At 56.6% G+C, this 25719-nt stretch carries 17 protein-coding genes and 3 pseudogenes; all 20 read right to left on the minus strand.

Annotated features, from left to right (window positions below; all coding sequences use genetic code 11):
• Window positions 1-73: 73 nt before the first annotated feature.
• Window positions 74-1552 carry an aldehyde dehydrogenase family protein gene (locus QEN71_RS42030; protein ID WP_201662281.1) on the minus strand — a complete coding sequence of 493 codons (1479 nt, stop codon included), beginning with the start codon at window positions 1550-1552 and terminating at the stop codon, window positions 74-76.
• 732 nt (window positions 1553-2284) lie between these two features.
• A complete protein-coding gene (locus QEN71_RS42035; protein WP_201663008.1) occupies window positions 2285-3310 on the minus strand; it encodes an IS110 family RNA-guided transposase in 1026 nt (341 codons plus the stop codon).
• 414 nt (window positions 3311-3724) lie between these two features.
• A pseudogene (locus QEN71_RS42040) lies at window positions 3725-4018 on the minus strand (IS21 family transposase); the annotation flags it as partial.
• Window positions 4019-4091: 73 nt separating this feature from the next.
• A pseudogene (locus QEN71_RS42045) lies at window positions 4092-4973 on the minus strand (IS5 family transposase); the annotation flags it as partial.
• Window positions 4974-5115: 142 nt separating this feature from the next.
• A complete protein-coding gene (locus QEN71_RS42050) occupies window positions 5116-6555 on the minus strand; it encodes a radical SAM protein (protein WP_201661181.1) in 1440 nt (479 codons plus the stop codon).
• Window positions 6555-9224: a glycosyltransferase gene (locus tag QEN71_RS42055; protein WP_201661184.1), complete on the minus strand. Its 2670-nt coding sequence runs from the start codon at window positions 9222-9224 to the stop codon at window positions 6555-6557. Before QEN71_RS42055 ends, QEN71_RS42050 begins: the two co-directional genes overlap by 1 nt.
• A 581-nt stretch (window positions 9225-9805) precedes the next feature.
• Window positions 9806-10174 (minus strand): substrate-binding domain-containing protein, encoded by a 369-nt coding sequence (locus QEN71_RS42060; protein WP_233472140.1) that lies wholly within the window; start codon window positions 10172-10174, stop codon window positions 9806-9808.
• Window positions 10175-10424: 250 nt separating this feature from the next.
• A pseudogene (locus QEN71_RS42065) lies at window positions 10425-10754 on the minus strand (helix-turn-helix domain-containing protein); the annotation flags it as partial.
• A complete protein-coding gene (locus QEN71_RS42070; RefSeq protein ID WP_233472149.1) occupies window positions 10681-10887 on the minus strand; it encodes a hypothetical protein in 207 nt (68 codons plus the stop codon). The pseudogene QEN71_RS42065 and the gene QEN71_RS42070, both read right to left, overlap by 74 nt.
• Window positions 10888-11241: 354 nt before the next feature.
• A complete protein-coding gene (locus tag QEN71_RS42075) occupies window positions 11242-14295 on the minus strand; it encodes an efflux RND transporter permease subunit (protein WP_201661187.1) in 3054 nt (1017 codons plus the stop codon).
• A gap of 10 nt (window positions 14296-14305) precedes the next feature.
• A complete protein-coding gene (locus QEN71_RS42080) occupies window positions 14306-15457 on the minus strand; it encodes an efflux RND transporter periplasmic adaptor subunit (RefSeq protein WP_201661190.1) in 1152 nt (383 codons plus the stop codon).
• Window positions 15458-15566: 109 nt separating this feature from the next.
• Window positions 15567-17165 carry an efflux transporter outer membrane subunit gene (locus QEN71_RS42085; protein ID WP_201661193.1) on the minus strand — a complete coding sequence of 533 codons (1599 nt, stop codon included), beginning with the start codon at window positions 17163-17165 and terminating at the stop codon, window positions 15567-15569.
• A gap of 203 nt (window positions 17166-17368) precedes the next feature.
• On the minus strand, window positions 17369-17968 hold the full coding sequence (gene cysC / locus QEN71_RS42090) for an adenylyl-sulfate kinase (RefSeq protein WP_201661196.1): 600 nt from the start codon (window positions 17966-17968) through the stop codon (window positions 17369-17371).
• A 201-nt stretch (window positions 17969-18169) separates the two neighbouring features.
• The gene (gene nodU / locus QEN71_RS42095; RefSeq protein ID WP_201661199.1) at window positions 18170-19888 is read right to left on the minus strand and encodes a nodulation protein NodU; all 1719 of its coding nucleotides are present in this window, start codon (window positions 19886-19888) and stop codon (window positions 18170-18172) included.
• A 12-nt stretch (window positions 19889-19900) separates the two neighbouring features.
• On the minus strand, window positions 19901-20530 hold the full coding sequence (gene nodS, locus QEN71_RS42100; RefSeq protein WP_201661201.1) for a nodulation methyltransferase NodS: 630 nt from the start codon (window positions 20528-20530) through the stop codon (window positions 19901-19903).
• A gap of 89 nt (window positions 20531-20619) precedes the next feature.
• Window positions 20620-21210 carry a NodA family N-acyltransferase gene (locus tag QEN71_RS42105; protein WP_201661203.1) on the minus strand — a complete coding sequence of 197 codons (591 nt, stop codon included), beginning with the start codon at window positions 21208-21210 and terminating at the stop codon, window positions 20620-20622.
• A 214-nt stretch (window positions 21211-21424) separates the two neighbouring features.
• The gene (locus tag QEN71_RS42110; protein WP_201661205.1) at window positions 21425-22180 is read right to left on the minus strand and encodes a sulfotransferase; all 756 of its coding nucleotides are present in this window, start codon (window positions 22178-22180) and stop codon (window positions 21425-21427) included.
• Between the two features lie 97 nt (window positions 22181-22277).
• Window positions 22278-23069, minus strand: coding sequence for an ABC transporter permease (locus tag QEN71_RS42115; RefSeq protein WP_290468282.1), 792 nt, complete (start codon window positions 23067-23069; stop codon window positions 22278-22280).
• Window positions 23070-24002 carry a nodulation factor ABC transporter ATP-binding protein NodI gene (gene nodI, locus QEN71_RS42120; protein ID WP_290468315.1) on the minus strand — a complete coding sequence of 311 codons (933 nt, stop codon included), beginning with the start codon at window positions 24000-24002 and terminating at the stop codon, window positions 23070-23072.
• A 47-nt stretch (window positions 24003-24049) separates the two neighbouring features.
• The gene (nodC, locus tag QEN71_RS42125; protein WP_201661208.1) at window positions 24050-25393 is read right to left on the minus strand and encodes a chitooligosaccharide synthase NodC; all 1344 of its coding nucleotides are present in this window, start codon (window positions 25391-25393) and stop codon (window positions 24050-24052) included.
• Window positions 25394-25719: the final 326 nt, after the last annotated feature.

Consider the following 25719-nt stretch of genomic DNA (forward strand, 5'->3'; position numbering starts at 1 on the left):
ATATTCTTGAGGCGATTTCAGCGTTTGGGCGCGCTCAACCAGCGCCGTGGAATACCACGAGGCCAATGAGCCTTCATGCCTCGCTACAGTTTGCGCGCACGTCACCGCGCGTGCCGGGTCCCCCCTGACCGTCATAGCCGACGATAGCCTTCACTTCGAGAAACGCCTCCAGACCCCACTCGCCATATTCACGGCCGTTGCCCGATCGCTTATAACCGCCGAACGGCGAGCCCGCGTCCCACGCCGGATAGTTCAGATAGACGCTGCCCGCCCGCAGCCGGAACGCCAGACGCCGGGCGCGCGTCGGATCCGTGGATTGAACGTATGCAGCAAGTCCAAACGGTGTATCGTTAGCAATCGCGATCGCGTCATCCTCGTCGCGATACGGCATGATGGCGAGCACTGGACCGAAAATCTCTTCTTGTGCAATCGTCATCGAAGGGTCGACGTTTGCGAATACCGTTGGCCGCGCGTAGTAGCCGCGCGTCAGGCCATCGGGACGTCCCGGCCCGCCTGCTGCGAGCAGTGCGCCTTCCTCGATGCCTTTTTTGATCAGCCGTTGCACGCGCGTATATTGCACGTCACTCACCACAGGGCCGATCGTGGTGCGGTCGTCGTTCGCGGGGCCCACACAGTGAGAGGCCGCCGCATGCTGTGCAATGCGCACGGCCTCGTCGTGCAGCGCTGCGGGCACCAGCATGCGTGTCGGCGCGTTACACGACTGGCCGCTGTTGCCAAAGCACTCATAGACGCCCGAGGTAACGGCGGCTTCCAGGTCCACATCGTCGAGAAGAATGTTTGCGGACTTACCGCCGAGTTCCTGATGCACGCGCTTGACGGTCGGCGCTGCGAGCTTCGCGATTTCCACTCCCGCCTGCGTCGACCCGGTGAACGACACCATGTCGACGTCCGGATGACTGCAGAGCGCCGCGCCCACTGTCGGGCCGTCGCCGTTCACGAGATTGAACACGCCCGGCGGCACGCCCGCGGCATCGAGAATCTCGGCGAACAGCACGGCGTTCAGCGGCGAGATCTCGCTCGGCTTGAGCACCATCGTGCAGCCGGCGGCAATCGCGGGGGCGACCTTGCAGACAATCTGATTGATCGGCCAGTTCCACGGCGTGATGAGCGCGGCCACGCCGACTGGCTCGTAATTGACAAGTGTCGTGCCCTTCTTGCGCTGCCACGCGAAGCGCTCGCAGGTACGCAGGAGTTCTTCGAGGTGACGTCTGCCGAGCGCGGCCTGCCATGTATGTGAAAGCATTTTCGGCGCGCCGATCTCGCGCGAAATGATATCGGCCATCTCGTCGTAACGCGCCGTATAAGCATCGAGTATGCGGCGAATCAGTGCGACGCGCTGGGTCAGCGGCGTCAGCGAAAATGACGCGAACGCGCGCTTTGCGGCTGTCACCGCGCGCTCCACGTCGTCGGCATTACCGAGTGCGATCTGCGCGAACGCTTCTTCCGTGCAGGGATCGACAACGGCGAGGCGCGCGCAGCCCGACGGCGCGACCCAGATGCCGTCGATGTAAAACTTCTGTGCATTCAACATCTGCTTCTCAGTCCGAGAGAGTTTCAAGAAGAACTGCCGGGATTGTTAATCCAGAGCCAAACCCGTTAGCTTCGACCGCAGGCTCTCCAGGGTGAGCTGGGCAGCTGGGCGTACTGAAGCATGGCTCCCCCGACTTTCGTCGTCTGCTCATATGGTTTGAAAGACGCGTCGACATTTACAAGGGATTGCTGACGATAGGATGCCACCTTTGCCGGTGGAGATTTTCAATGTTCCGAACCGGTCTTTTGAAATTTCCTCCATGGCATGCAAACTATCCGGAAGGAGCGTGTAAAAATCAAAACAAACAGCACACCCGAGTCGCCTAATGCGCAGTATAGCGAAAAGGACTTTTGTGCCTTTGATCGCAATCAACGAATGACTACGTTGTACTGAATACATCGTCGGCGCTTCCACTCCCGAAGTTACGTTGTGTTGTCAAACGCAACCTCATGCATGGACGCCCCCGGTTTGCCAAGCTTTCATGATGCGATGTATCGAAGGTCATGATTGCAGCCATGCATCCGGACTTTGTTGCCGTGCGCAGGCCGGCTGTCCCTGATGGAATATGCTGACGGGGTCCCGATCAAGTTGGCGAGCTTGGCGCTCCTTGAGATTTGTCGGGTTTGACCCGTCACGGTCTGACCTGTGTTGCCATCACGTCATGATTGCCCAGGCAATCGGTGGAAGTGTCCTTCTTTTGTGGCGAGATTGTTGCCGTCGGGGATTACACGTTCAGCCGGCAGCTTGATAACCGAGCTGGTATGACCGCCCGTGAGCCAGCAACGCCCATACGATCCGGGCGTTCTTGTTGGCCAGCGCGACTGCTACCACATTGGGATTGCGACGCTGTAGCAGGCGAGGCAGCCAACCTTCTTGATCGTTCCTGCGTTGAACAGCCCGGATGACGGCACGCGCCCCGTGGATCAACAAGGTTCGCAAATAAGTGTCGCCCCTCTTACTGATGCCGAGCAGAATATTTTTTCCGCCGCTTGAATTCTGTTTGGGTACCAGGCCGAGCCATGCAGCGAGCTGGCGCCCGCTGGTGAAGCCTTTGGCATCACCGACCGAAGCTACTAATGCAGTTGCCGTAATCGGCCCAATGCCGGGCACCTGCGCGAGCTTGAGACTCGCGTCATTGTCGCGATGCCATCTTTGGATCTGTGCCTCCAGATCCCGGACCTGTCGATCGAGCTCCTTCAGATGTTCCATCAAACGTTGAATCAGCAACCGGAACGATCCGGTCAGGTCGTTAGCCGCATCTTCAACTAAAGCTGGCACGCGACGGGCGATGTGAGCAATGCCCTGTGGAACGACGAGCCCAAATTCGCTAAGCAGTCCGCGGATCTGGTTCGCCTGTGCCGTACGGGCTTTTACGAAGCCCTGACGTACGCGATGTAGCGACAACACTGATTGCTGCTCGACATTCTTGATCGGCACAAATCGCATGTTGGGCCGCGCGACTGCCTCGCAAATGGCTTCGGCGTCGGCCGCGTCGTTCTTGTTCGTCTTGACGTACGGTTTCACGAACTGTGGTGCGATTAGGCGAACGGTGTGTCCCATGCCCTGAAGCTTTCGGGCCCAGTAGTGAGCGCTCCCGCAGGCTTCTATCCCGATCACACAGGCTGGCAGGTTCGCGAAGAACGGCAGCATCTGATCCCGCTTGAGCACCTTCTTCAAGACCGCTCTGCCATGCTCATTTACGCCATGCACAGCAAACACAGATTTAGCCAGATCGATGCCAATTGTCGTAATCTTCATGATGGGCGCTCCCCTCGGGTTAGGTGGTTGCTTCGACACTTCCACTCTGGCACATTGATGCCGTATCGGGTGGGGGCGTCCATCCCATTAAGTTGACACAGCTTCAGTGTCGGTCGGTCTTATGCGCGTAGCCGTATCGAATGACATGGAATCACTAAAGGAAAACCGAGACATCTGGTGTACGCGTCATATCCATGGCAGCTTCGCCGACGAAAAAAGCGGCAACGGTTGGATGCGGTGCGGCGGCCGTAGATTCCGGCGACGACATTGCCCGCTGAAACGGGCATACGACTTACGCGCCGAGCAGGATTACGCGGGCTCGGCGTCATGGCAAATGGCGGAAGAGGCGTGCCCCCGGAGCATTTCTGTCTCAAGCAGCATGTTCGCCGGAACCGCGCGGAACCATAAATGGCCTTGCCCCATCAGCGCGTGCGGCAGGCTCCAGCGGTGTTTGTCGATCTCAACGCGGTAGTCGATGTGAACGGTTACCGTGTTGAATCGTGCAAGTTTATAGGGTTGAGCTAGCAGCGACTGCAGTGCCGGCGCGTCCATTCGGCGAATGTGTTGGCACGGCATCCCGGGAGCTTCTGGAAAGGACGCTCGTTCAGGTTCTTGAGCAGCGGTCGGATCACTTCATTGACCGAGTGGGACCGACGCAAACCGATGACGGCGCAGGCGCGCCATGATCTAGCGTTCGACCACTTGGACCAACTAGTCCAGTACGGCGCCGCCCGCGCGAGATTCATAGCGGTCGGTGTTGATTTGCACGGAATCATGCTTGGCCGTCGTACGGATTGCTCGGCACCGAACGCGCGCCGGTCACGAGCCCTTCCTTGTGGGTTGTCGTAATTGACACCTTGACGCCAAATTTGTACAGCGTACGAGCCTTGCCTTTTGGCCCGACATTCGATTTCCGGTGCATGCAATGCGTAAAGCTTGTTCCTGTCCTTCTGCTTCTGCGACAGGATCCGCCTAGTGCGGCCGATCAACTCCGGCAGCGGATTGCGCCCGGTGTCAGCAACCGATTCGAACTGACGCTCCACGTCACGCATCACCCGGGCAAGGCGCGAGCGCAATGTACGCAGGGCCTTCATCATGCGCTTGTACTGCTTCGCATGGGCGTATTGGCCAATCTGACGCGCCAGATGCGGTGCCTCGCGGTTGTAGATCTTCCGCGGCTTCAGTCCGTGCCGTGCTGCAGCCTTCACCAGATATTCTCACACCGTTCGAGCAGGCGCGAATCGGTTGGATGGACGATCGGATTTTGCATGACTGTCGTGTCGCGATCACGCGTTTTGCGCTTGAGGCCTTGATAACGTTTCTGCGCTTCGCCGCTTGGATCCTCTCGGCCAGCAGTTCTTCAACGCAGGCTTCTTCCAGGCGCTTGCGCCAGCGCGTCAGCCTCGACGGATCGACCGGCGGCTCCGTCTGCAAATACGTCTCGCCGGTAAAGACCTGGACGATACGGGTTCTCTACCCATTGCCAGACCACTTCCTCGTCCGACAGATCGAACGCATGCTGGAGATTCAACAGCCCAGCAATTGACCTCGGTGACGTTGCCGGACAACCCTAGCGTGAGACGAAGCTCGCGCTCATTGAGGTATCAAGCCGATCCCTGTTGATCAGATCGGCCAGATGTACCTGCGGGTGCTTCAGATTGATCTGCTAGAACAGATCGCCTTCGCTCACCGGAATTTTCCGGGAAACTACCCATGATCTGGCAGGTCCCATGCAAATGCATCAACCACTTTCCACTTCAAGCCCTTGCTGTACAAGGTGATTCGAATTATTCAGACCCGACTCCTTAGACGTTAGGTGTCGCGAATTGGGTGTTAATCACGGCCTCGACCAGCGTAATTCCGTTGGGGGTAAGTGTTACCACATCCCTATCGATTATGACCAACGCCTTGTCAACCAGCGTTCTAAGCGTGGGGCGGATGATCGGATTGTGGAAGAAGCTTCTGCCATCAAAACGCCGCCTGAACACGTTGTCATTCACCGGAACTAGTGTGGAGAGAGCCATTTTGAAAGCGTTCACTTCGCGCTGAAGCGGGGAGACCCCTCGGCTTTCCTCAATGGGCAGACGGTTTTCATCCAGAGCTTCCTTGTATCTTTTGTAGCCGGTGATGTTGATGGCCTCGGCCCGGGTACATTTCGAGCTGGCGCCGAGGCCGATCGCCACTTCCGGGTACTGCTTATCGAGGTCGGTCACTAGCCCTTTCCATTTCTCCGGATGCTGATGGTTCTGGTGAAAGTACGTAGTCGGATGTTCGAGATATCCGGACGAGAGGTACTGCTCGATTAGATCGCGCATCTGATACTGCTTACCCAGCCCCGGGAAGTTCATCTTACGACTGTTAATAAGCCCGTTTTTCTGCCACAGACTTTCTCGTTCTCCGGAAACACCGGTACGCTTTTTCAGAAACTTTTCCATATGGAGCTTGGTGCAGACTACGTGAGAAAGTTCCAGTTCGAGGGTTTTCTCGATGTCATATTTTACATCATCCACGCTCTGGTCAAGCATGCCGTAGATAAGGTCGACGCTGACCCAATCCAAGCCGATTTCACGCGCGTTAAAAATTGCGTCCAAGCACTGTTCGGCCGAGTGCATACGTCCGCAGGCTGAGATAATGCGGTCGTCGAAGGCTTGAGCACCGAAGCTGATTTTGGTAAAGTTCAACTCTTTTAACAGTCGAAGGTACTGTTTGGTCAGGGTACCCGGCTCGCCTTCAAAGCGCCTGGTAGCAACAGAGAGGTTAAAGTGGCCCTGATAAAAATCCATCAGACGCCGCAACTCAGACTCAGGAAGCAGCGATGGCGTACCGCCGAAAATGTTGAACTCGCCGACTTCGGCATGTGCGAGACATGGAACGTTCTGAAGCCACATAGTGGCCTCTTTGATGTTGTAATCCACCAGATCCCGGAATACTGCCTGTGATGAAGTGGCCTGTGGATTCAGAATAAGCGTCGGGTATTGGCAGAAATGGCAGCGGTAACGGCAGGTGGGGATATATGACCAAAGATGAATCTGCTTTGCCTGTTTTATATCACGCTTCATGTCATCAAGGAAAGCGGCGAGTGGATAATCACAGATATCGCCAGGGAAGACGTGACAACCGAACGGATCTTTAAATACATATTCCAAAAATGCGATGTTCTCCGGGCGGGAGAGAAAACTATATACTCGCGGCACTGGATAATTTGTATCGATATCGTTTAGTGAGTTTAGAGTTTCGCTGTTCATCAGAAGACCCCACCATTAGCGAAGTAATTGTGCGCTTCGCCGGACTCACGGTCTTCACAGAAATAGTAGACAAAACGCTCGAAATCTTCCGGTTTGACCACATCGAAACACTCTGGCAACGGCGGCGGAAAACCGATATCGTCACCAACGGCGCGACGCATGGCACCGAAAATTTCATCCGAGAACTCGAAATAGAGCCGATAGGCCGGGGTTTTGTAAGCATGGATCGGTTTGAAGTCGATAATTTTTGAGTCGTGCTTAATTTCATGTATGCGGTGATACAGACGGTCAGCCACTGGCTCGGTAAAAAATTCGCGCACGGCGATGTCCTCCAGCAAAATCTGCGGATTGAGTAGTGCCGGCAATACAATGTTTTTGGGAACGTAGTCTTTAACGGAGTAAAACCAGGCCTGCTGCGACTGTGCGGGAGTGGTGTCGTAGAGTGTTGACATTTGCTTTTGCTCGTCCGGGCGTACGTCTTTCATGATGATGATGCCATCCTTCCCATAGGCGATGCCGCCAATCACTTCCTCCAGAACGGTATCCACGCGACGGCTGTTAATTTCCACTCGGGAATCCCGGGCGTAAACCGGCTTGCCTCCCTCGGCGATTACCCGGATCCCGAAGTCCCAGTCATCGGAGAGGTGTTGTACAAAGCGGCCATTGTTTAGCTGGTAGAAAATCTCGATACCTCCCACTTTGTCGTACAGGCTGCGCTCAACGGCAAACCCTTTGCCGTCTGGAAAGCCTCCGAACAGTGAAAACGACATGTCACGGCAGCGCAAGGTTTTTTGGATTTCCCGGAAAAGATTGGGGCGATTGCGGAAGGATTCTTCGTTGTAGTAGTAATTGCACGTGCCAAGATCCCCATTTGCCTCTGCCATTTTGTTAATCAGCGCGTGCAGCCAGTAAGGATCTACGGTGCAGTCCGCATCAGCCGACACAATATAGTGTTTCTTCTGAACTCCTAGCCGGTTATCGCGGGCTTTTGCGCGCGCAGAAGCGTAATCCATACCGCGTTTTCTGGCGGACGAGACACCCTGAATGGGCTCATGGAGAGCATGAATCTCCATGGATTGATTTCGAGCTTTGAAAGTGTTTATTTTTTCAACGGAGTCGTCCGTGGAATTATTATCGACAAGAATCAGTTCGTAGCTGTTGTGGGTAATTATGCTGTTATGTGTTTTCTGGTTAAACAGAGAGAGCAATACCTCACAGATGCGATTGCCTTCGTTATAAACCGGCAGCACAACTGATACAAATACAGTATCGCGCATGTTTCCTTCAGAACAGTCCACGTCGAGAATGTCATTAACATTATTGGAGAGTAACTGCTTACCAATGGAAAAGTTTCGCCCAGCAACATCATGCATCAACCGCTTATTATTGACAAACCGGTACACTTCCCAAATAAATGCTTCATCAGGCAAACCATCCTGCTCCTCTGATATCCGCATAACCGGCGCCTCAAATCCATATTGACCGTAGACCTCCCAATAATATTCGTAGCTGGTAGTGATGTAGCAGCGCTGGTTGCTAATCGCTTCTCCAACAGGATTTCCATAGCTGTCGTAATCCCACGAAGTAAGGAAAGAGACCAGATCGCAGGAGTAATATAAGTCCTCAATAGCAGCGGCTTCCCCCGGTGAAGACACGTATTTGTGCCGAAGCGGACCAACAAATTTGATAAATGACTCGACGTTTAATTTTTTAGCTAATGCGTTCAGTTTCCGATGGTAAGAGCGGTTTTCATCGGGATCGCCTGCCACAACCAAATAAACTTTCCGGTCGATATCGTTCTGACTAAAAAGTTGGTTTAGTCGATGGACCAGAAAAACGTCCCGGTCCAAACGCTTTTGCGGAATAATGCGAGTGGTGCGGGCAATCAAAATGTCGGTATCGCGGATGAAGAAGTTCTCCCTGATACTGCTATGTTTACCGTGTTCGGTGAAATCATAGGTATTTTTTTTAACCTTGACGTTTACTTCGTGATCGCACCACGCTTCAAGTTCATTTTTCAGATGGTTATTGAGTGTGACGTATGTTATATACTTAGATTTAACGGGCTTAACGGCATGAGGATAAGGTGCTGCGCCGTATTTCATCGCATTTTTTTCGCTGTTCCACATTAGATCGTGATCGCGCCAGATGACGTAATTCCCTAAGCAATTACGTTTCCCGTAATCCTCAATCGCTGTGTATAGCGCCTTGGTATAGATAATATTTTCTGGAAGCGTTCCATTCTCAACAATCACATAACTGATACGCAGCTTTTCCCATAGCTGAACGATTCGATGCGCCAGTCGTAGAGAAGATTCGCTAATTGCAAGCAGGAGTTCTTCCTGTTCTGTGGAAGAAGCTGATGGGACCCGACCCATCAAAACATTATGCGAGTGGGTTAGGAAATCAACGTTGTAGTGGGGAATAGAATCAATATCGTCAATTCGAACCAGATCGAATATACCTCGATAGACCTCGTTTTCGTGATCATACGGTTTGCCGAATTTTCCTTTATCTATCTTTATATCATAGCCTAAGTCGAGATAAGACTTAATTTGATTCTGCGCAAGAATTTTGGCCATTTTTGACGCTTCAACTGTGATGCCTGATACGGCGACGGCATCAAATGATATAAATATGGCCGAGGCATACATATCTTTGCGACACATTCCGAATCACCCTAAACAATTTGTGAATATGAATCATAACCGCCACCAAAAATCATCCGTTTGCGACACAATGTCGCCGTGGCTTCGAGCGCGATTTCCGACAGTGCTTCATGGCGCGCTGGGCTTCGAACTATGCGGTCGGGACGATGAAGCGCGTCGTGTCGCAGATACATCTCTGCGTTCCAGGATCCGCACCGACGACTCGCTCGTCAAGCGGGTGACAAATTGTCGGCCGCGTGCAGACGAAACATTAGAAATGCAGAATAGTTGGAACGGTGTCAGCGAGGACGATCGTCCCGAGCTTGTGACCCCCGGTTACTCAGGAAGCCGTGCTACGCGACCGCGAACAACGCTTGCCGCAAAACAAGATTGAATTGTTTTCTCCTTCCGGCCCGTGAGCCATCGCCGCGTTGAGGTGTCCGGCGATGTGGGAGTCGCGTTCGTCACGTTGGGCGAGGTAAGGAAGGCTGTTGCAGTAGCGGGACCCATTCTCGGGAAAATGCTACAGAATCACTTCGAGCATTAGATATTGCGAATCCGGGGTAATTTCTGTGTGTCCCCAAGGTTACGAAGACCTATATCTAGTCGATGCAGGGCCCGTCCGAATTGCGGATCTCGAGGCTAGGCTGCCAAAGAACGTCCAACTTCTCTGCGGGCTCGCCGTTGAGCACTGCAAGCATCAGCTCAATGATCGTCATACCGCCATCATGCGGAAAGGCCGATTGCAGGATCGTGGAGTTGTAGCCCATGAGCGTGTCTGGATGGCTGCCACCATTCGAGATGATCGACATTTGGCTTCCGTGTGTAACCCCAGCTTCAACAAGCGCACGTATGGTGCCGGCACCGCACGGAGGGTTTTCCACGATCACGGCAGTCGGTCGCGGATTGCATGAAAGGATACGCGTCATTGCTTTTAATCTGCTGGCGCGGCTGAGCGTGCCTACGATCATGTAGCGCGCGTCTACGGGCAGACCGGGGGCGACTATCGCGTCAATGCGCCCTTACGCGCCCGTGTTGTGTTCGGTATTGGGGCGGTAGCCGACACTCGCCGCAACCCCGAGACTCCGTCACTTGTGAGCACACTCACTCCCGGGTGGCCGTTGATCGCACGGCTGACCCTGGTTCGCGACATTCCAAGCTTGTGCGCAAGATCTTTGAGTTTCATCGCGTATCCCGGTCTTGCCGCTGTCCTGCCAACCTTGCCCGATATCCGTCCGGCCCGCTGTTACGTTTGATCTCACGGCAGATGGTGGAGGGAGCCCGTGAAAGCCTTCCGGCTATTGACTGGATTGAATCGCCAGCAACGAGCGCCCCGATATTTCCTCGCGTTCGGCGAGCGTGAGTGCCCAACGGCGATCGATGTCGTTGGGCCGGGCGGATGCCGCCCGTTTCGGCCAGAATCCGATGGACGGACGAGTGGTTCCGGTCAAAGAGCTGGGCAATATGCTGGAGCGATTCACCCTTCTGCCAGCGCTCCCACATCAACGCTTTCTGCGTCTCGCTGTAATAGATCCGGCGTCGCTGTTTCATCTGCAACACTCCCACTGCCTGAGCAGGTTTCAGTGTGCTGCATCCACCGGTTGAATCCGACCTCGACCAGCTTCCATTCGCCAAGCGGATGATCGGCAATCCGATCGTGCGTGCCCTTCATCGCCTCGGACATGCGCTTGCGGCAATACGTCGGCTCGATAGGCAGTATCAGCGGCCCTGATGCTCGAAGACCTGCGGTATTTCCGTTGCCCGAACACTTTCGAGCGGAACAGCGGCGGGCGCAGCGATCTATGCTCGAGATCGCGCGACATCGCATGCCCGAACACGCCGCGTCCGATCGCTGGGCTCACGGGCTCTCGTGTGATGAACATCATGTGCCAACAGTCGCCGTTCGGGGCTGCGAAGACTCGGGAGGCGCGGAAGGCCTAGTCCTCCAATACATCTGCTCCAAGCGGCTGTACCAGTAAGGATCGGTGTTCAGCATTCGATTGTGCACGAATCGTTCCCACCTGTGCAGATTGTCGGATCAAACTGCACCCGTTTGGTTCGACTTCAGGTGATGGTCTGCGCCCAACAACATATACATGGCGGGAACGACGAAGAGCGTAAACAGCGTGCCGATCGACAGCCCCGTGAAGATCACGAGCCCCATCGCATTGCGGCCCGCCGCCCCCGCGCCCGATGCGGTCACGAGGGGCAGCACGCCCAGCACCATTGCAGCCGTCGTCATCAGGATAGGCCGCAAGCGCACGCCGGCCGCTTCTTCGAGCGCCTCGCGCTTGCCGCGTCCCGCGCGTTGCAGCTCGTTCGCGAACTGCACGATCAGAATGCCGTGCTTGCTGATGAGGCCCATCAGCGTGACGAGACCCACCTGCGTGTAGATGTTGAGCGTCGAGAGTCCCATATTGATGAAGATGAGGGCGCCGAAAAGCGCCATCGGCACCGACACGAGAATCACGACGGGATCGCGGAAGCTCTCGAACTGCGCGGCGAGCGCGAGAAACACGATGATCGCCGCGAACAGCAGCGTGATCACGAAGCCGCCCGACTCCTGCACGAACTGCCGCGACAGGCCCGAATAGTCGGTCGTATAGCCCGTCGGCGCGACGTCGGTGCTGGCCTTGCGCAGGAAGTCGAGCACTTCGCCCTGCGAGATGCCCGGCGCGAGCACGCCGGAAATCGTCGCTGAATTGAGCTGCTGGAAATGATTGATCGACTCGGGCACGATGGTCTGTTTCAGATGCGTGACCGTCGATGCAGAAATCACGCTGCCATCAGGCGTGCGCAAATAGTAGTCGAGCACTTGCGACGGGTTCAGGCGGTCCGTTTGCAGCACCTGCGGAATCACCTTGTACGAGCGGCCCGCAATCGAAAAGTAGTTGACGTAGTTGCCGCCCAGCGCGGCCCCCAGCGTCTGCCCGACATCGCTTTGCGACAGGCCGAGCGAAGCGACCTTGTCGCGGTCGACGAGCAGCACGCTTTCCGGCTTGTCGATTTTCAGGTCGCTGTCGACGAAGAAGAACATGCCGCTTTCGCGCGCTTTTTGAAGCACGGCTTGCGACACTTCATTGAGGTTCTCGAACGGCTCCGTCGTGCTGATGACGAACTGCACGGGCAACCCTTGCGCGCCCGGCAGCGGCGGAAACTGGAACGCGGCGACGCGCGCGCCCGCAATGCTGTCCCACTTCTGCTGAAGCTCGTTCTGCAATTGTGTCGCGCCCTTCTTGCGCTTGTCCCACGTCTTGAAGAGCACGCCACCAAAGCCCTGGTTCAGTGTCGGCGCGCCCGTCAGCTGGAACATCTGCGAGTACTCGGGCAACTGCTTCGAGATATCGAACACCTGGTCCGCGTAGGTCTGCATCTGCTGGATCGTCGCGTTCGGCGGCCCCTGGATCTTCGACAGCACGATGCCCTGGTCCTCCTGCGGCGCAAGCTCCGATTTCGACGTCGTAAAGAGGTACACGGTGCCGCATAACAACAGCGCGCCCATCACGATGAACACGGGCCACGTGTCGAGCATCGCATGCAGAAGACCCCCATAGCCCCGATGCACGCGCTCGAACTGCCGGTCGACGAAGCGCGCGAAGCGGCCCGACTCCTGATCCGTGCGGAAGAAGCGCGAGCACATCATCGGCGATAGAGACAGCGCAATCACGCCCGATACCGTCACGGCGCCCGTCAGCGTGAAGGCGAACTCGGTGAAGAGCGCGCCCGTCAGCCCGCCCTGGAAACCGATCGGCAAGTACACGGCAACCAGCACGACCGTCATCGCGAGAATCGGTCCGCCGAGTTCGCGCGCGGCGATCAGCGCGGCTTCGAATGGCTGCTTGCCTTCCTCCTTCATATGCCGCTCGACGTTCTCGACGACGATGATCGCATCGTCGACGACGAGCCCGATCGCGAGCACGAGCGCAAGCAGCGTCAGCAGATTGATCGAGTAGCCGAGCAGTTGCATCACGAAGAACGTGCCGATCAGCGACAGCGGCATCGCGATCACCGGCACGATCACTGTGCGGAAGCTGCCGAGGAACAGGGAGATCACGACTGTCACGATCAGCAACGCTTCGACGAGCGTCTTCACCACTTCTTCGATCGCCGTGTTGATGAAGTCGGTTGCGTCGTAGACGATGTCGCCCGTCATGCCTGTCGGGAACTGCTTCTGCAGATCTGGGAAGATCGTTTTCACGCGCTTCGCGACGTCGAGCACGTTCGCATCGGGCGCGACCTTGATGCCGATGAACACCGAACGCTTGCCGCTGAACGCGACGTTGAAATCGTAGTTGTCCGCGCCGAGCACGACGTTCGCGACATCTTCGAGGCGCACGATCGCGCCGTTCTTCTGCTTGACGACGAGCTTCTTGAAGTCGTCGACGGAGTGAAGGTCTGTGCCCGCATTCAGATCGACGCTGATCATCTGGCCTTTGGTCGTGCCGAGCGTCGCAAGATAGTTGTTGTTGCCCAGCGCCGTCGAGACGTCGGCGGCCGTGACTTTGTGCGCGGCGAGCCGGTTCGAATCGAGCCAGGCGCGCAGCGCGAACTGACGGCCGCCGAGAATTTCCGCCGTCTGCACGCCCTGGATCGAATCGAGCTTCGGCTTCACGACGCGTAGCAGATAGTCGGTGACGTTGTTGCTCGGCAGCACGTCGCTGTGGAACCCCACGTACATCGCGTCGGTGGTCTGGCCCACCTGCATGGTCAGCACCGGCTGCTGCGCTTGCGGTGGCAACTGGTTGCGCACCGACGCGATCTGCGTGTTGATCTCCGTCAGCGCGCGATTCGAGTCGTAGTTCAGGCGCAGCGTAGCGGTGATCGTCGAGACGCCCGCGCTGCTCTTCGACGACATATAGTCGATGCCTTGGGCCTGCGCGATTGCGGATTCGAGCGGCTGCGTGATGAAGCCGGCCATCGTGTCTGCGCTCGCGCCGTAGTACGACGTCTTGATCGTCACCACGCCGTTTTCGGTCTGTGGATATTCGCCGACCTTCAGCGCGGATAGCGAACGCAAGCCGAGCACGAGGATCAGCAGACTCACCACCGATGCGAGCACCGGGCGTTCAATGAAGATGTCGGTGAATTTCATCGGCGGCCCCTTATTGTTCCTGAGGCGTCGGATTCGGGCTGTCCGCGGGCTGCACGCGATTGTCGATCACGAGCGGCGTCCCGTTCTTCAGTTTCAGCTGACCGCTCGTCACGACCTGTGTGCCTTCGCCGATGCCCTTGAATATCGCCACCTGATCGCCGCGCGTCGGCCCCAGAGTGACGAACACCTGCTGCGCGACAGGCACGATCTTGCCTTGCGCATTCTTTTGCGCGCCGGGCTTCACGACGAACACGGTCGCGCCGTACGGGTTGTAGGTGATCGCCGTTTGCGGCAAGGTCAGATAGCGCTGCACGCCGCCCGCGTCGATCTTCACGTTCGCGTACATGCCGGGCAGCAGCTTGCGCTCGCGGTTGTCAACGGTCGCTTCGATCTGCACGTTGCGCGTCGTGCTGTCCACGCGCGGATTGATCGAGCGGATCTTGCCGTCGAACGTGCGGTTGCTGAACGCATTCGTATCGACGACGATCGCCTGGCCGACCTGCAATCGCCCGAGCTGCTGTTGCGGCAGATAGAAGTCGGCGTAGATCGGATCGATGGCTTGCAGCGTGACGATCGCATCGCCCGGATTGATGTACTGGCCGGGGTTGACCGTCGTGATGCCGACGCGTCCCGCGAAGGGCGCGCGTATCGTCTTCTTTTCGACGAGCGCGGCCTGCTGATCGACCTGGGCTTTCTTGCTCTTCAGGTCGGCGGCATCGGCGTCGAGTTGCGCCTTCGCAATCGCCTGAATGTCGAACTGAGCCTCGTCGCGCTTATAGACGGTTTGCGCGAGTTCCGCAGCGGCCTGCAGCGACGCGAGCTGCGCGCGGTCCGAATCGTCGTTCAGGCGCACGAGCACCTGGCCTGCCTTCACCTCCTGGCCCGAGCTGAATGCGATCTCGCGCATGAGCCCGGCCACTTCCGTCGTCACGTCGACGCCGCGAACCGCGCGCAGGCTGCCCACGGCTGACAGCTGCGGCTGCCATTGCTGATAACTCGCGACGGCGGACGTGACGGTGGCGGAGGGCACCGCGTTGCTCGCCATGAACTTCTTGATCATGTGCGTCTTGAACAGATTGAAGCCGATCAGTCCGCCGAGCAGTACGCCCACGCAGATCAGCATGATGATCATCCGCTTGATCATCGGTCTTTTCGTTGTCATCGTTTCGTCCTTGCACGGCAAACTGCTGAGGTACTGATGAGGCGCAAACCAACTCGTCCGGCGGCGCTGCCGTCCGCTCGCATGCGACCCGCGGCTATTGCGAAAGGATTCACTGCGGCCTGGGAGGCGCCGGAACGGCTGCCGGCGTGGCCTGGGCTGCCTGACTCGTCGCCGTGTCGTTCCACCAGCCGCCGCCGAGCGCCTGGAACAACGCCGCCGTGTCCGCATAGCGCGCGGCCTGCGCCTGCGCGAGATTCACGACGGTCTGCTGGTACTGGCGCTGTGCATCGAGCAACGCCAGATAGCTGACGCCGCCGATGCGAAACTGGGCGCGCGTCAGATCGAGCGAATCGCGGGCCGCGCGCCATGCTTCCGTTTGCGCGGCGAGACCTGTCGCATCGTGTTCGAGCGCGCGCAACGCATCGGCGACGTTCTGGAACGCGAGCAGCACCGTCTGCCGATATTGTGCGTTGGCCTGATCGAATGCGGCTTCGGCTGCGCGTTTTTGCGCGCTCAGCTGTCCACCGTGGAAGATCGGCTGCGTGACACCCGCGCCAATGTTCCAGATCATGTCCGCGTACTTGAGTAGGCCCGCGGGCGTCAGCGCCTGCGGGCCGTAGCTCGCCGACAGCGTGAGTTGCGGATACATGTTCGCCGTCGCCACGCCAACCTGCGCGCTCGCCTGATGCAGCGTGGCGTCGGCGGCGAGGATGTCGGGCCGCTGCCGCACGAGCGACGACGGCACGCTGACGGGCAAGCTCTGCGGCAGCGTGAGCATCGCCAGTGTGAACTCGGGCACGCCCGTGTCGCTGGGCGGTTTGCCCGCCAGCACGGCGAGCTGGTGGCGCGTCTGATCGAGCGACTGGCGCAACGGCGGCAACGTCGCGCGCGTCTGCGCGACGAGCGTTTCCTGCGAGAGCACGGCGGCGCGGCTCACGCCGCCAAGCTCGAACTGCTTGCGCAACACGCCGAGCTGCGCGTCCTCGTCGGTGGCGATGCGCTCGGTCGCGTCGATCTGCTCGCGCAGCGAGGCTTCCTTGACAGCGGCCGTCACGATGTTCGCCGACAACGCGAGATACGCAGCTTGCAACTGGAAGCCCTCGTAATCGACCTGCGAGCGCAGCGATTCGAGTCCGCGCTTTGCGCCGCCGAACGCATCGAGGTCATACGACACGCTCACCGATGCGTTATACAGATTCAGTATTCTATGCAGACCGGGCTGACCGAACGTGACGCCGTTGAATTTCTCGCGTGTCGCGTTGGCCTTCGCATCGACGGACGGATACAGCGTGGTGCCCATTTGGGCGCGCAGATTCTCGCTGGCCTGCCTGAGCGCCGCTTGCGCCGCGGCGACGTTGGGACTGTTGGCGAGCGCTTCGCGGATGAGCGCGTCGAGCGGCTCGCAATGAAAGAGCGTCCACCACTGCGGGGGAATGTCCTGGCTGGCGACGAACTGTTGCGGGGCGCCCGATGCGCCCGGCGACGACGCCGTTTGATCGGGCAGCGGCGTGGGCGTGTAGGTCTCGGTGGCGGGCGGGGCGGGCGTTTGGTAATCGGGACCCAACACGCAACCCGACAGCGAACAAAACTGTGAAAGCAGGACTGTAATGGGTGCGATGCGCGCCGAAACGCGATGCGCAATGCGGCGCCGAAATGCACCACTAAGTTGCCGATGCAATCGGCTGCGACCAACTGCGGTTGACGTCATGGAACACCTATCCACCTTAGTTCGCGTGAGCGGCGCGTTGTCAAAATTGCGGATGCAGAACTTGCCCGTCCCCGCTGCGCTGGTCTTCCTGCGAGACGGTCAATGTAAGCATGAGTGATTTGGGGCGATATTTGGCTCGCCTCCGCAGGGAACTTCGGGCGCGCGCATCTTATAACAATTGCGAACACATCCTTCACGCGTGGTCAACGCCTGTCAAGCCAGTTCAAAACAATTTCGACACCCTCATTAATCGACAGCAAACAAGTGTCGATGAACACGTCTGGTGCCGTCGGCTGTTCGTACGGCGAGTCGACGCCGGTGAAATGTTGGATTGCGCCACGTCTCGCGAGCCGATAGAGCCCTTTGGGATCACGAGCCTCGGCTACGGCCAAAGATGCGTGGACATGAACTTCAGCGAAGTTATGCTTCCCTGCGTTGGATTTGGCGAGTTCTCGGTCCGAGCGGAAGGGGGAGATGAGGCACACCAGTACCACGATGCCGGCGTCAGCCATCAATTTTGCAACTTCCGACACGCGCCGTACGTTCTCGTGTCGATCCTCATCGCTAAAGCCGAGGTCCTTGCAAAGACCGAGCCTGACGGCGTCGCCATCGAGAGTGTAGGTGAGTCGGCCGGACGCATGAAGACGCGCCTCAACCCTGTCAGCGATAGCCGATTTTCCAGACCCGGACAGACCGGTGAACCACAGAATGGCGGGCGTTTGTCGTAGCAATCGTCGTCTAGACTCAGGATCAATGCGAAAGTCGTGCGCGTAAAGATGTGAAGTCGATGTCTCGTTCGTCATACACGCCTACGTAAGCGGGTTGGGATGGTTGCTCGAATTCGGGTACGCGCTCGAGCATTGCAGCAGTGTCACGTCAGTTGAACGTGGACGATCTGGAAATGGACGTCCACGGATCTGCCGTCGACGCAGCAGGTTGCCGCCTATCATTCAAGGCCCAAGCGCGACGAATCGAATATTCCGAGCGGTGCAGTCGTTTGCCACTCATACTGGTACACAGCATGCGGGTTCGTCGGTTGACGACGGCAGGCCGTTCCCGCGTGCGTTGCTCAATAGAAGACCGTCGCACCATACACGTTCGACGCGTCCCCATTTACAGGCTGAAGCAGCGTCCGGGAAGAAGCCTCGCCCGTGATGATTGGCGCTGGTGTTGCATAGCAACGGAAGACCCGTGAGCTTTTCGTATTCGATCAGTAGTTGAGCTACCGGATGCTCGGAAGTTCTTGCGATCGTCTGCAATCGAGCAGACCCGTCGAGGTGCACAACGGCAGGAACCTTGTCCCGCCATTCCGCGCGCGTCTGATGATCGAACAGCATGTAGGGGTCTGGAGTGCCGGGGCAAAATACGGCAGGAGCGCGGTCTTCGAGGCATATTGGTGCCACGGGGCGGAAATGCTCTCGATACTTGATATCGTTGAGGATAGCCTTCATAGCGGGCGAAGTCGCAGCGGCCAGGATGCTTCTGGCACCCAATGCCCGAGGCCCCAGCTCGGCGCGGCCGGCAAGAAAAACGACGGGTTCATTGTCCGCGAGCATCCGGGCGAGTTCCGCAATGGAGCAAGGAGACGCCGTCCATCCGGCCGGCACGTCGCCAGTTTTCACGGCCGGTCCGCTATAGACCGACCATTCCAACGGTACGAAGCCTTTGTCCGCGGCCATCGCGCAACAAGCGGCGCCGATCGCCGATCCACTATCATTCGGAAAGGGCGGGACCCAGATTGCGTCGAACAAGCCACTCGCACGTAATGCGCTATTCCATTTGATGTTGAGTGCGCATCCGCCAGAGATACACAAATTTCGCGGCCCCGGAATCGAATGTCGCTGGAGCGCCATTCCCATTTCGTGAACGAGAAGACGCTCAAGGAATACATGAAAGGAGACGAGTACGTCTTCGTGAGGCTTGGTCTTTAGTTGTGGCAGGCTCGCTTCAAAGAAGTCGCGTACAGCTGCGAGCGATGTTTCCGGAATATGGACATTCTGGCGGTAATTTCGCGCAATTTCCGTATCGCCGGCAAAGCGTTCCTGGTAAAGCCGATGAAACTCAGCGACGATGTCTTCGTCGAGGGACCCGAGCGCGATATATGCCATAAGCTTGCCGGCCACGCCAAGATCCCACTCCGCGCCGTCCGCCTTCTTATAGGGCCCGAAATGATGACCTGCCGCAGCGTAAATTTGGCCGATGAGCGGAAAAAGGCAGTCAACGAGGCGCGCTCCGTGGCGTTGTACGTGGTACAGCCTCGGCACCATTCCACCATCCCACACCAGGCAGAACGCGGGCTGCTCGCTCCGAGCGAACGGGCTGGTGCAGTACGCGGAGGCAACATGGCCTGACACATGAGGATAGCTTTTATATGAACGTGACGCTCCGCCGAGCAGCAGTCCGGTGCCGTCGACCGAGGCAAGAAGATGGTCCACTTTGCGTTCGATATAGGGGGCGCCATTTAGGCTGACCAGCGTGGAGCCACTGACCATCCGAAACTGTGACTCCACTTCGCCGTCCCAGCCGTCGACAACAAACTGGTCTATATCTTCGACACGCAAGCCACCTTCGCTCAATGCGGCCGCAACCGCATCCAGGTTCTCAATTTTTTGGTATCGCGGGTTGTTTTCCCGCTTCTCCTGTTCGATGCAAAAAACGAGTTTTCCATCCTCGACAACGGCGATTGCTCCGTCGTGTGTCAGCTTGAGGCCACAAATGCGCATAGTATCCCCTACTCAAAGAGGGTAATTGGGTTGAGGCGAAAGGAAAGCCCGGTTCCGGAAGCGCGCGAGCAGACAGTCTTCATTGGGCGACTCACCGGCGCACTCCACGCGCTCAACTTCGGTCAGTTCTTCTTTCAGAATTTCCAAGATCGTTTCTGCACCGGCAAGGTGTCCCCACCGCCGGCAGCTCGCGTCACGCGCCGACCCGAATATCAATCGACCACCAGGTACAAGCATCCGTACCAGATTGCGAATAGCGGCGCGCACCTCCTCGATGTTGCCTAGGTAATAAAGAACTTCCGCTACTACGATCAGATCGAACTTGTCGAGGCTCAAAAAATGCTGTACGTCTGAAACAATCCAGACTGTGTTCGGTGGCTCCTTCAGACGTTGGCGTGTTTTCGAGAGCGCTTGTGGCATAACGTCGATAATGGTGAGCCGTTGGCAATGAGGTGCCAATCTTTCCGTAAACGCTCCTCCTGCGCATCCGACTTCTAACGCGTTGGAGACAGATCCGTCGACGAGTGACATTCGGAGCATTTGCTCATGGCGTTGGAGTTCAAAGGGATTACTGTCCAGTTGCCACGGGTCGTCCGCATCCAACTCTCGACGCAGTAATTCAAAATTCGTTACATTTCTCAATTTGGTCTACCTTACTAGTAGTCCAGTACAACGTCGTTGTAAGACGCGCTGTGCGGGACGCGTCGCTTTTCGGACAAAACCAGCGTGCCTCACAGCTCGGGTCCGTTGCGCTCGATGGCGGCGCCGTCCGGCCACTCGCTTAGCGGGCTACCGATCGGCAAAATCACAGCCAGCACGTCTTCAATGCGCGTAGGAGGTAAGTCAAGATGAACGTTCGGGAGCGTTGATCGCACGCGCACCCCATCCAAGATTGTCCCCATTCCATTCCGAAACAATCTGGCAAAGTGATTCTTTAAGGCATGCCGGACTGTGCCAAACGCAAATGGGACGCGGAGTTCCTGCAGCACTGGATATATCGCGCGGATCGAATGACCGATTCCGAACCCTTCGAGATCCGGACGCACCCCATACAGTCCCAATTCGGCTACAAGTACATCGACCGGGCCTACCTTGATGAAACGACGAAGCGATCCCATGTGAGCTGCAACACCCCTCGAATCGTAGGCGATGGCGCGGAGTTCGGGCCGCGCACCGGCCCAACTTCGGCCACCCTCGAACGGTTTTGCGTTGAAAGCGCCGGTCGGCCCATACGTCGTTCGAAAGAATCGGGCCAACTCGATGTGATCGGTAAGTTCAAGCTCATTTTCCCAGCATAATCTCCACTGCACTTTTGATGACATGCACAGTTACCTCGTTTTGACGCGTTCATCGCCTGCTGCGCGAGCGGCCACACATACCGATGGTGGGCATCAGTTTTCTATGGCTATAAGGGAACGCAAGGATTAATCGAACCGATCATTCATTAGCTAAACAGATCTCGCCTAGAGACACGACGACACTTAAAATGATCTGTCAGCAGGTGCGTTATACGATAGAGTTATTCGCAAGGGGTGTTTAAAAATCGATCTTCCCACCTTCGAAGAGGCTCTCGTACTGCCCGCCTGCGAAGTGACGCTTCAACTCTTCAAAATTGAGTACCGTTTGTTCCAGTGGCCTCAGCTCCTGACGTTGAAGGACTGTGCTGCCAGAGTATGGCCGCACAGGAATTTCGAGGAAAGACCAAACCGCTTGCAGACATGAAGCAGGATTGTCCAGCAGACTTTCATACTCGACGGTAAGAATGTTCGCTGGTGCGAATGAATCCATCACCAATCGGTGGAAATCGTCAGCAGCTTTGAGATAGTCCTCACAGTCTTTAATCTTCAAGGTTACCTGAGGAGGCGGACCGGAGTCGTTGCATGCGCCAAACTTTAACCATTGACCACTTTGCCTTGCCTGCACCAGCGATCGCAGCGATTCCAATGTATTTCTGCGGATCACAAGCATCACCTTGAGGTATGGCCATCTAGCCAACTCCTCGAAGAACCCAGGGCGTTCCTGAAGCTGAGGTTGGTTGATCTTGCAACCGACGTGTGTGATCGCGTTCTTTCCGGCTCGGGCGGGATAGTGTAGATAGGCGAGTTCGAGGAGTTCGTGATCGGTAAGTAGCAAGCGTTTGCGATTGTGCCAAGTCGCGTCGTAAGGATTGAGCAACTCGCCATTGCTTGATACGTTGCGATGTTCGTTTAGCAATTCTTCAAGATAATGCGTGCCTGTCCTTGGCATCCCGAGGATTACAAACGGATTAATTATCAGCATGGGGTAGCTCATAGCGCATCTTCAACAGAATCGGAAACGATGGTTCTAAAAACTGATTCCTGCAGTCCATAACAAGGATCTGATCCTGCTCGGTTTTCAATCATCTGCGTCAAAATAAGAGACGTCGGCGAAACAGTATTGCCGACAGAAAGAATGGCAAGACTGTGTAGACGCAAAGCGCAATCACATGCAGACCGATTCCGGCGGCTGGGCGCGCAAGCATCGCAGGGCGGATGAGTTCAACGGAATGTGTGAGCGGCAAGAATCGCGCAAGCTGTCGAAATGCACCTGGAAGATGGGCGACCGGAAAGACGACACCGCTCAGAAAAAGCATGGGCGTCAGAACAAGTGTTTGATAGAAGATAAAGTAATCATAACTCGGCGCGATCGCGATGAGGACCATCGCAATACTCGCGAAGGCGAGGCCAGTTAAGATAACGACAGGAATGACATAAAGAATGCCCGGAAACGCCGCATAGCCCAGCGTCGTGGCAACCACCGTAACAGCCGTGCCGGCCAAAAGAGCTTTTGTTGCTGCCCACGCCAATTCACCGAGAACGACGTCGCCGATCGTGAGTTGAGTACACAAGACTGCTTCCCACATGCGCTGAATGTGCATGCGAGCGAAAGTCGCATAAATCGTTTCGAACGTCGCGGAAGTCATTGCGCTTGTCGCTACCATTCCAGCCGCCAAAAAGGCTACGTAAGAAGTGCCTTCGATGCGACCTATCATTATTCCCACGCCGAAACCCAATCCGAACAGATACATCATCGGGTCCGCAAGGTTACCGATAAGCGAAACGAGTGCAGTTTTTCGCCACGCCAGATAATTGCGGCGCCATACCATGCGCCAGTTCCAAGTGTTGGTGGGCATAGTCATCGTGAATAGTTCACGCATCATCTATTCCTTCATATCGCGTCCGGTCAACCGAAGAAACACGTCTTCCAGGTTTGCGGGACGTTGCAGAACGCGCAGACCCGTTCGCTTGCACAACTGCATGCGCACCTGTTCCAGCTCGGCCGCATAGCAAAACAGCGTCTCGCCGCTCACCTCCATGCGCTGCGCGTATGGCTCGAGCAATGCACGCAGTTCGTACGAATCGCCGCCATATATCTCCAGCACGTGGCTCCCAATTTGTTCCTGGATTAGCGCATGAGGGGCACCTTCCGCAATGCTGCGTCCTTTATCGATCACGCAGAGCCGATCGCACAATCGTTCAGCCTCTTCCATGAAGTGAGTGGTTAGAAGGATTGTCTTGCCGCGCGCAAGTAGAGAGCGCAAGCGGTCCCAGACGAGGCGGCGCGCATGTGGATCAAGGCCGGTCGCGGGCTCGTCCATTACCAGCAGTTGTGGGTCGTTGATAAGCGCCCGGGCGATGGTCAACCGACGCTTCATGCCCCCGGATAATTCTGAGACGCGCTCGTGAGCCTTGCTCTCCAAGTGCGCGAATTCAAGCAGCGACGGAATCACCGCTTCGACTTCGCTCGCGCTCATGCCAAAGTAGCGCCCGAATATCTGCAGGTTCTCACGGACCGTAAACCCGGGCTCAAGGTTGTCAAATTGCGGAACCACGCCGATACGCCGCCGTGCTCGACGCGCGCGTACGGGCACGGGCTCTCCAAGGACAGTGATAGTACCTGCGTCGGGCGACGCCATACCGAGGATCATGCGCGCGGTCGTGCTCTTGCCAGCGCCGTTGGGTCCCAGCAGGCCAAAGCATTCGCCCTGCTCGACGTGAAATGAAAGTCCATTAACGACCGGTTTGCCGTCATATAGCTTTCTCACGCCAGTAAACGTTATCGTTGCAGCAGCCATTGAACGGAAGGTCGAAATGTGGCTTTGTTAAAAGAAGATCGTGATTTGCGCACGAGATCTAAGCATCATTCACTGCGGACTACATTGTTCGACGTTCTGAATGACGGTGGCTTGCAATGTCTGTCACACTGCGCATCCATACCCGTCGCTGCATTAGCGTCTGTCGCCGCAGCGTGTCCAGACGGATCGACGTATTCGCGACAGTCGTCGGCGGCAGACCCTCGGGAAAGCCAGTTGCTGTTACTCAGCGTGCACAATGCGTAGGCTTTTACAGGAAGCAATAATAAAAGGTTGATAAATGTGTGTGCGGAAAATCCGAGAAATCGAATTTCTCGAGACCGAACTGCGGCCACGGTACAGCGAATCATAGTCATTGAGGCTATTAGAAAGCATGCGTGCCAAGGTGCCGAGGCTGTCAGAACGATCTGCAAGAACCCGGCAAGCATTGAAACGGCAAGCAAAAGCGACCCTACGTTTTGCCCGATCACGTCCAGCGTAAGGTAACGATCGAGACGAGGCAGGAGGCGCAGCGCAAGCAGCGTGTCGCGATAAGTACTGCGCGCCCAACGTAGTTGTTGACGCAGATACGGCCACAACTTGTCTGGTACAACGGTAGCTGCGATCGCGTCTGGAACATATTCCGTTCGGTAACCAGCTGCCAGCATAAGAATTGTCAAATGACGATCTTCGCCAAAGTCACTGAGTTTTCCGCGAAACGTCTGAGTCTCGTACTGGTTCAGCAGCAAAAGAAGCGCGGATCGCCGATAGATGGCGCATGGACCGCAGCAGCACATAACGGCACCGAAACGGGCTTGAGCGGCACGCTCTTCGTTGCAGGCGAGCCAGTATTCCATATCGATCAGACGGGTCAACCATGTGTCGCTGCGATTGCTTGCTGTCAATTGACCCATGGCGGCCCCGATCGCCGTGTCGCTCATTGTTAATACGAGTTTCTCCACGACGTCGGGCGCTAGGGTCGTATCTGAGTCGACGTTAAGTACCAGTTCTGCGGACGAAGAACGAATCGCAGCGATTTGTGCCTTGCGTTTTCCTACGTTCCGGGGAAGGAGGACAAAATTGAATCTCGGATCGTGCTCGTATTCGTGGTACACCATTCTCAAGGCGTCTCGATTGGCTGAACCGTCATCGACCACGTGGACTTTAACGGGGCCAGCATACCCCTGAGTCGCGATTGAAGCGAGGCATGCCCGCAGTGTGTCCGGGTTTTCGTTGAAGCACGGCACAATAACGTCGACGTCGGGCAGGGAGTTGCAGCAGTTGGTCGAGTTACTTCTCGCCGGTGGCCCGCTAGCCGGCATGGCGTGTAGAACCTGCGCGCTTTTATAAATGGTCGAAAGTAGTGCGTACAATAAAATGGAGGTCGTGTTGATCGTGGCAGGGATGTTCATCGAGGTCAGTTTGCTAAGTGGCGTTAAGAAATGATCTGATTACAGGCCTGCCCTGGTGATCTAGACAATGAAAAGGTGGAAAACCCCAAAGAGATCCACGGATGTCTCGCTATGTCTTAGCGAGATCGCAGTATCTTATACTCTCTCGTCTCAGTTTCTCAGGTAGTGCACGGCCATGATAGCGAGCTGGCAAGTAATATATCCATCGGCCGATGCAGAAAGCTCGGTCAGTGATTCCTGTTTATTGCGTCAGGAGTTCCTGATGCGTTCATATTGATTATCCATGTCGAAGCCGTTTACAAGCTGCTGCTTATGATTTGAGAAAC

The organism is Paraburkholderia sabiae (assembly GCF_030412785.1).
Taxonomy (GTDB): Bacteria; Pseudomonadota; Gammaproteobacteria; order Burkholderiales; family Burkholderiaceae; genus Paraburkholderia; species Paraburkholderia sabiae.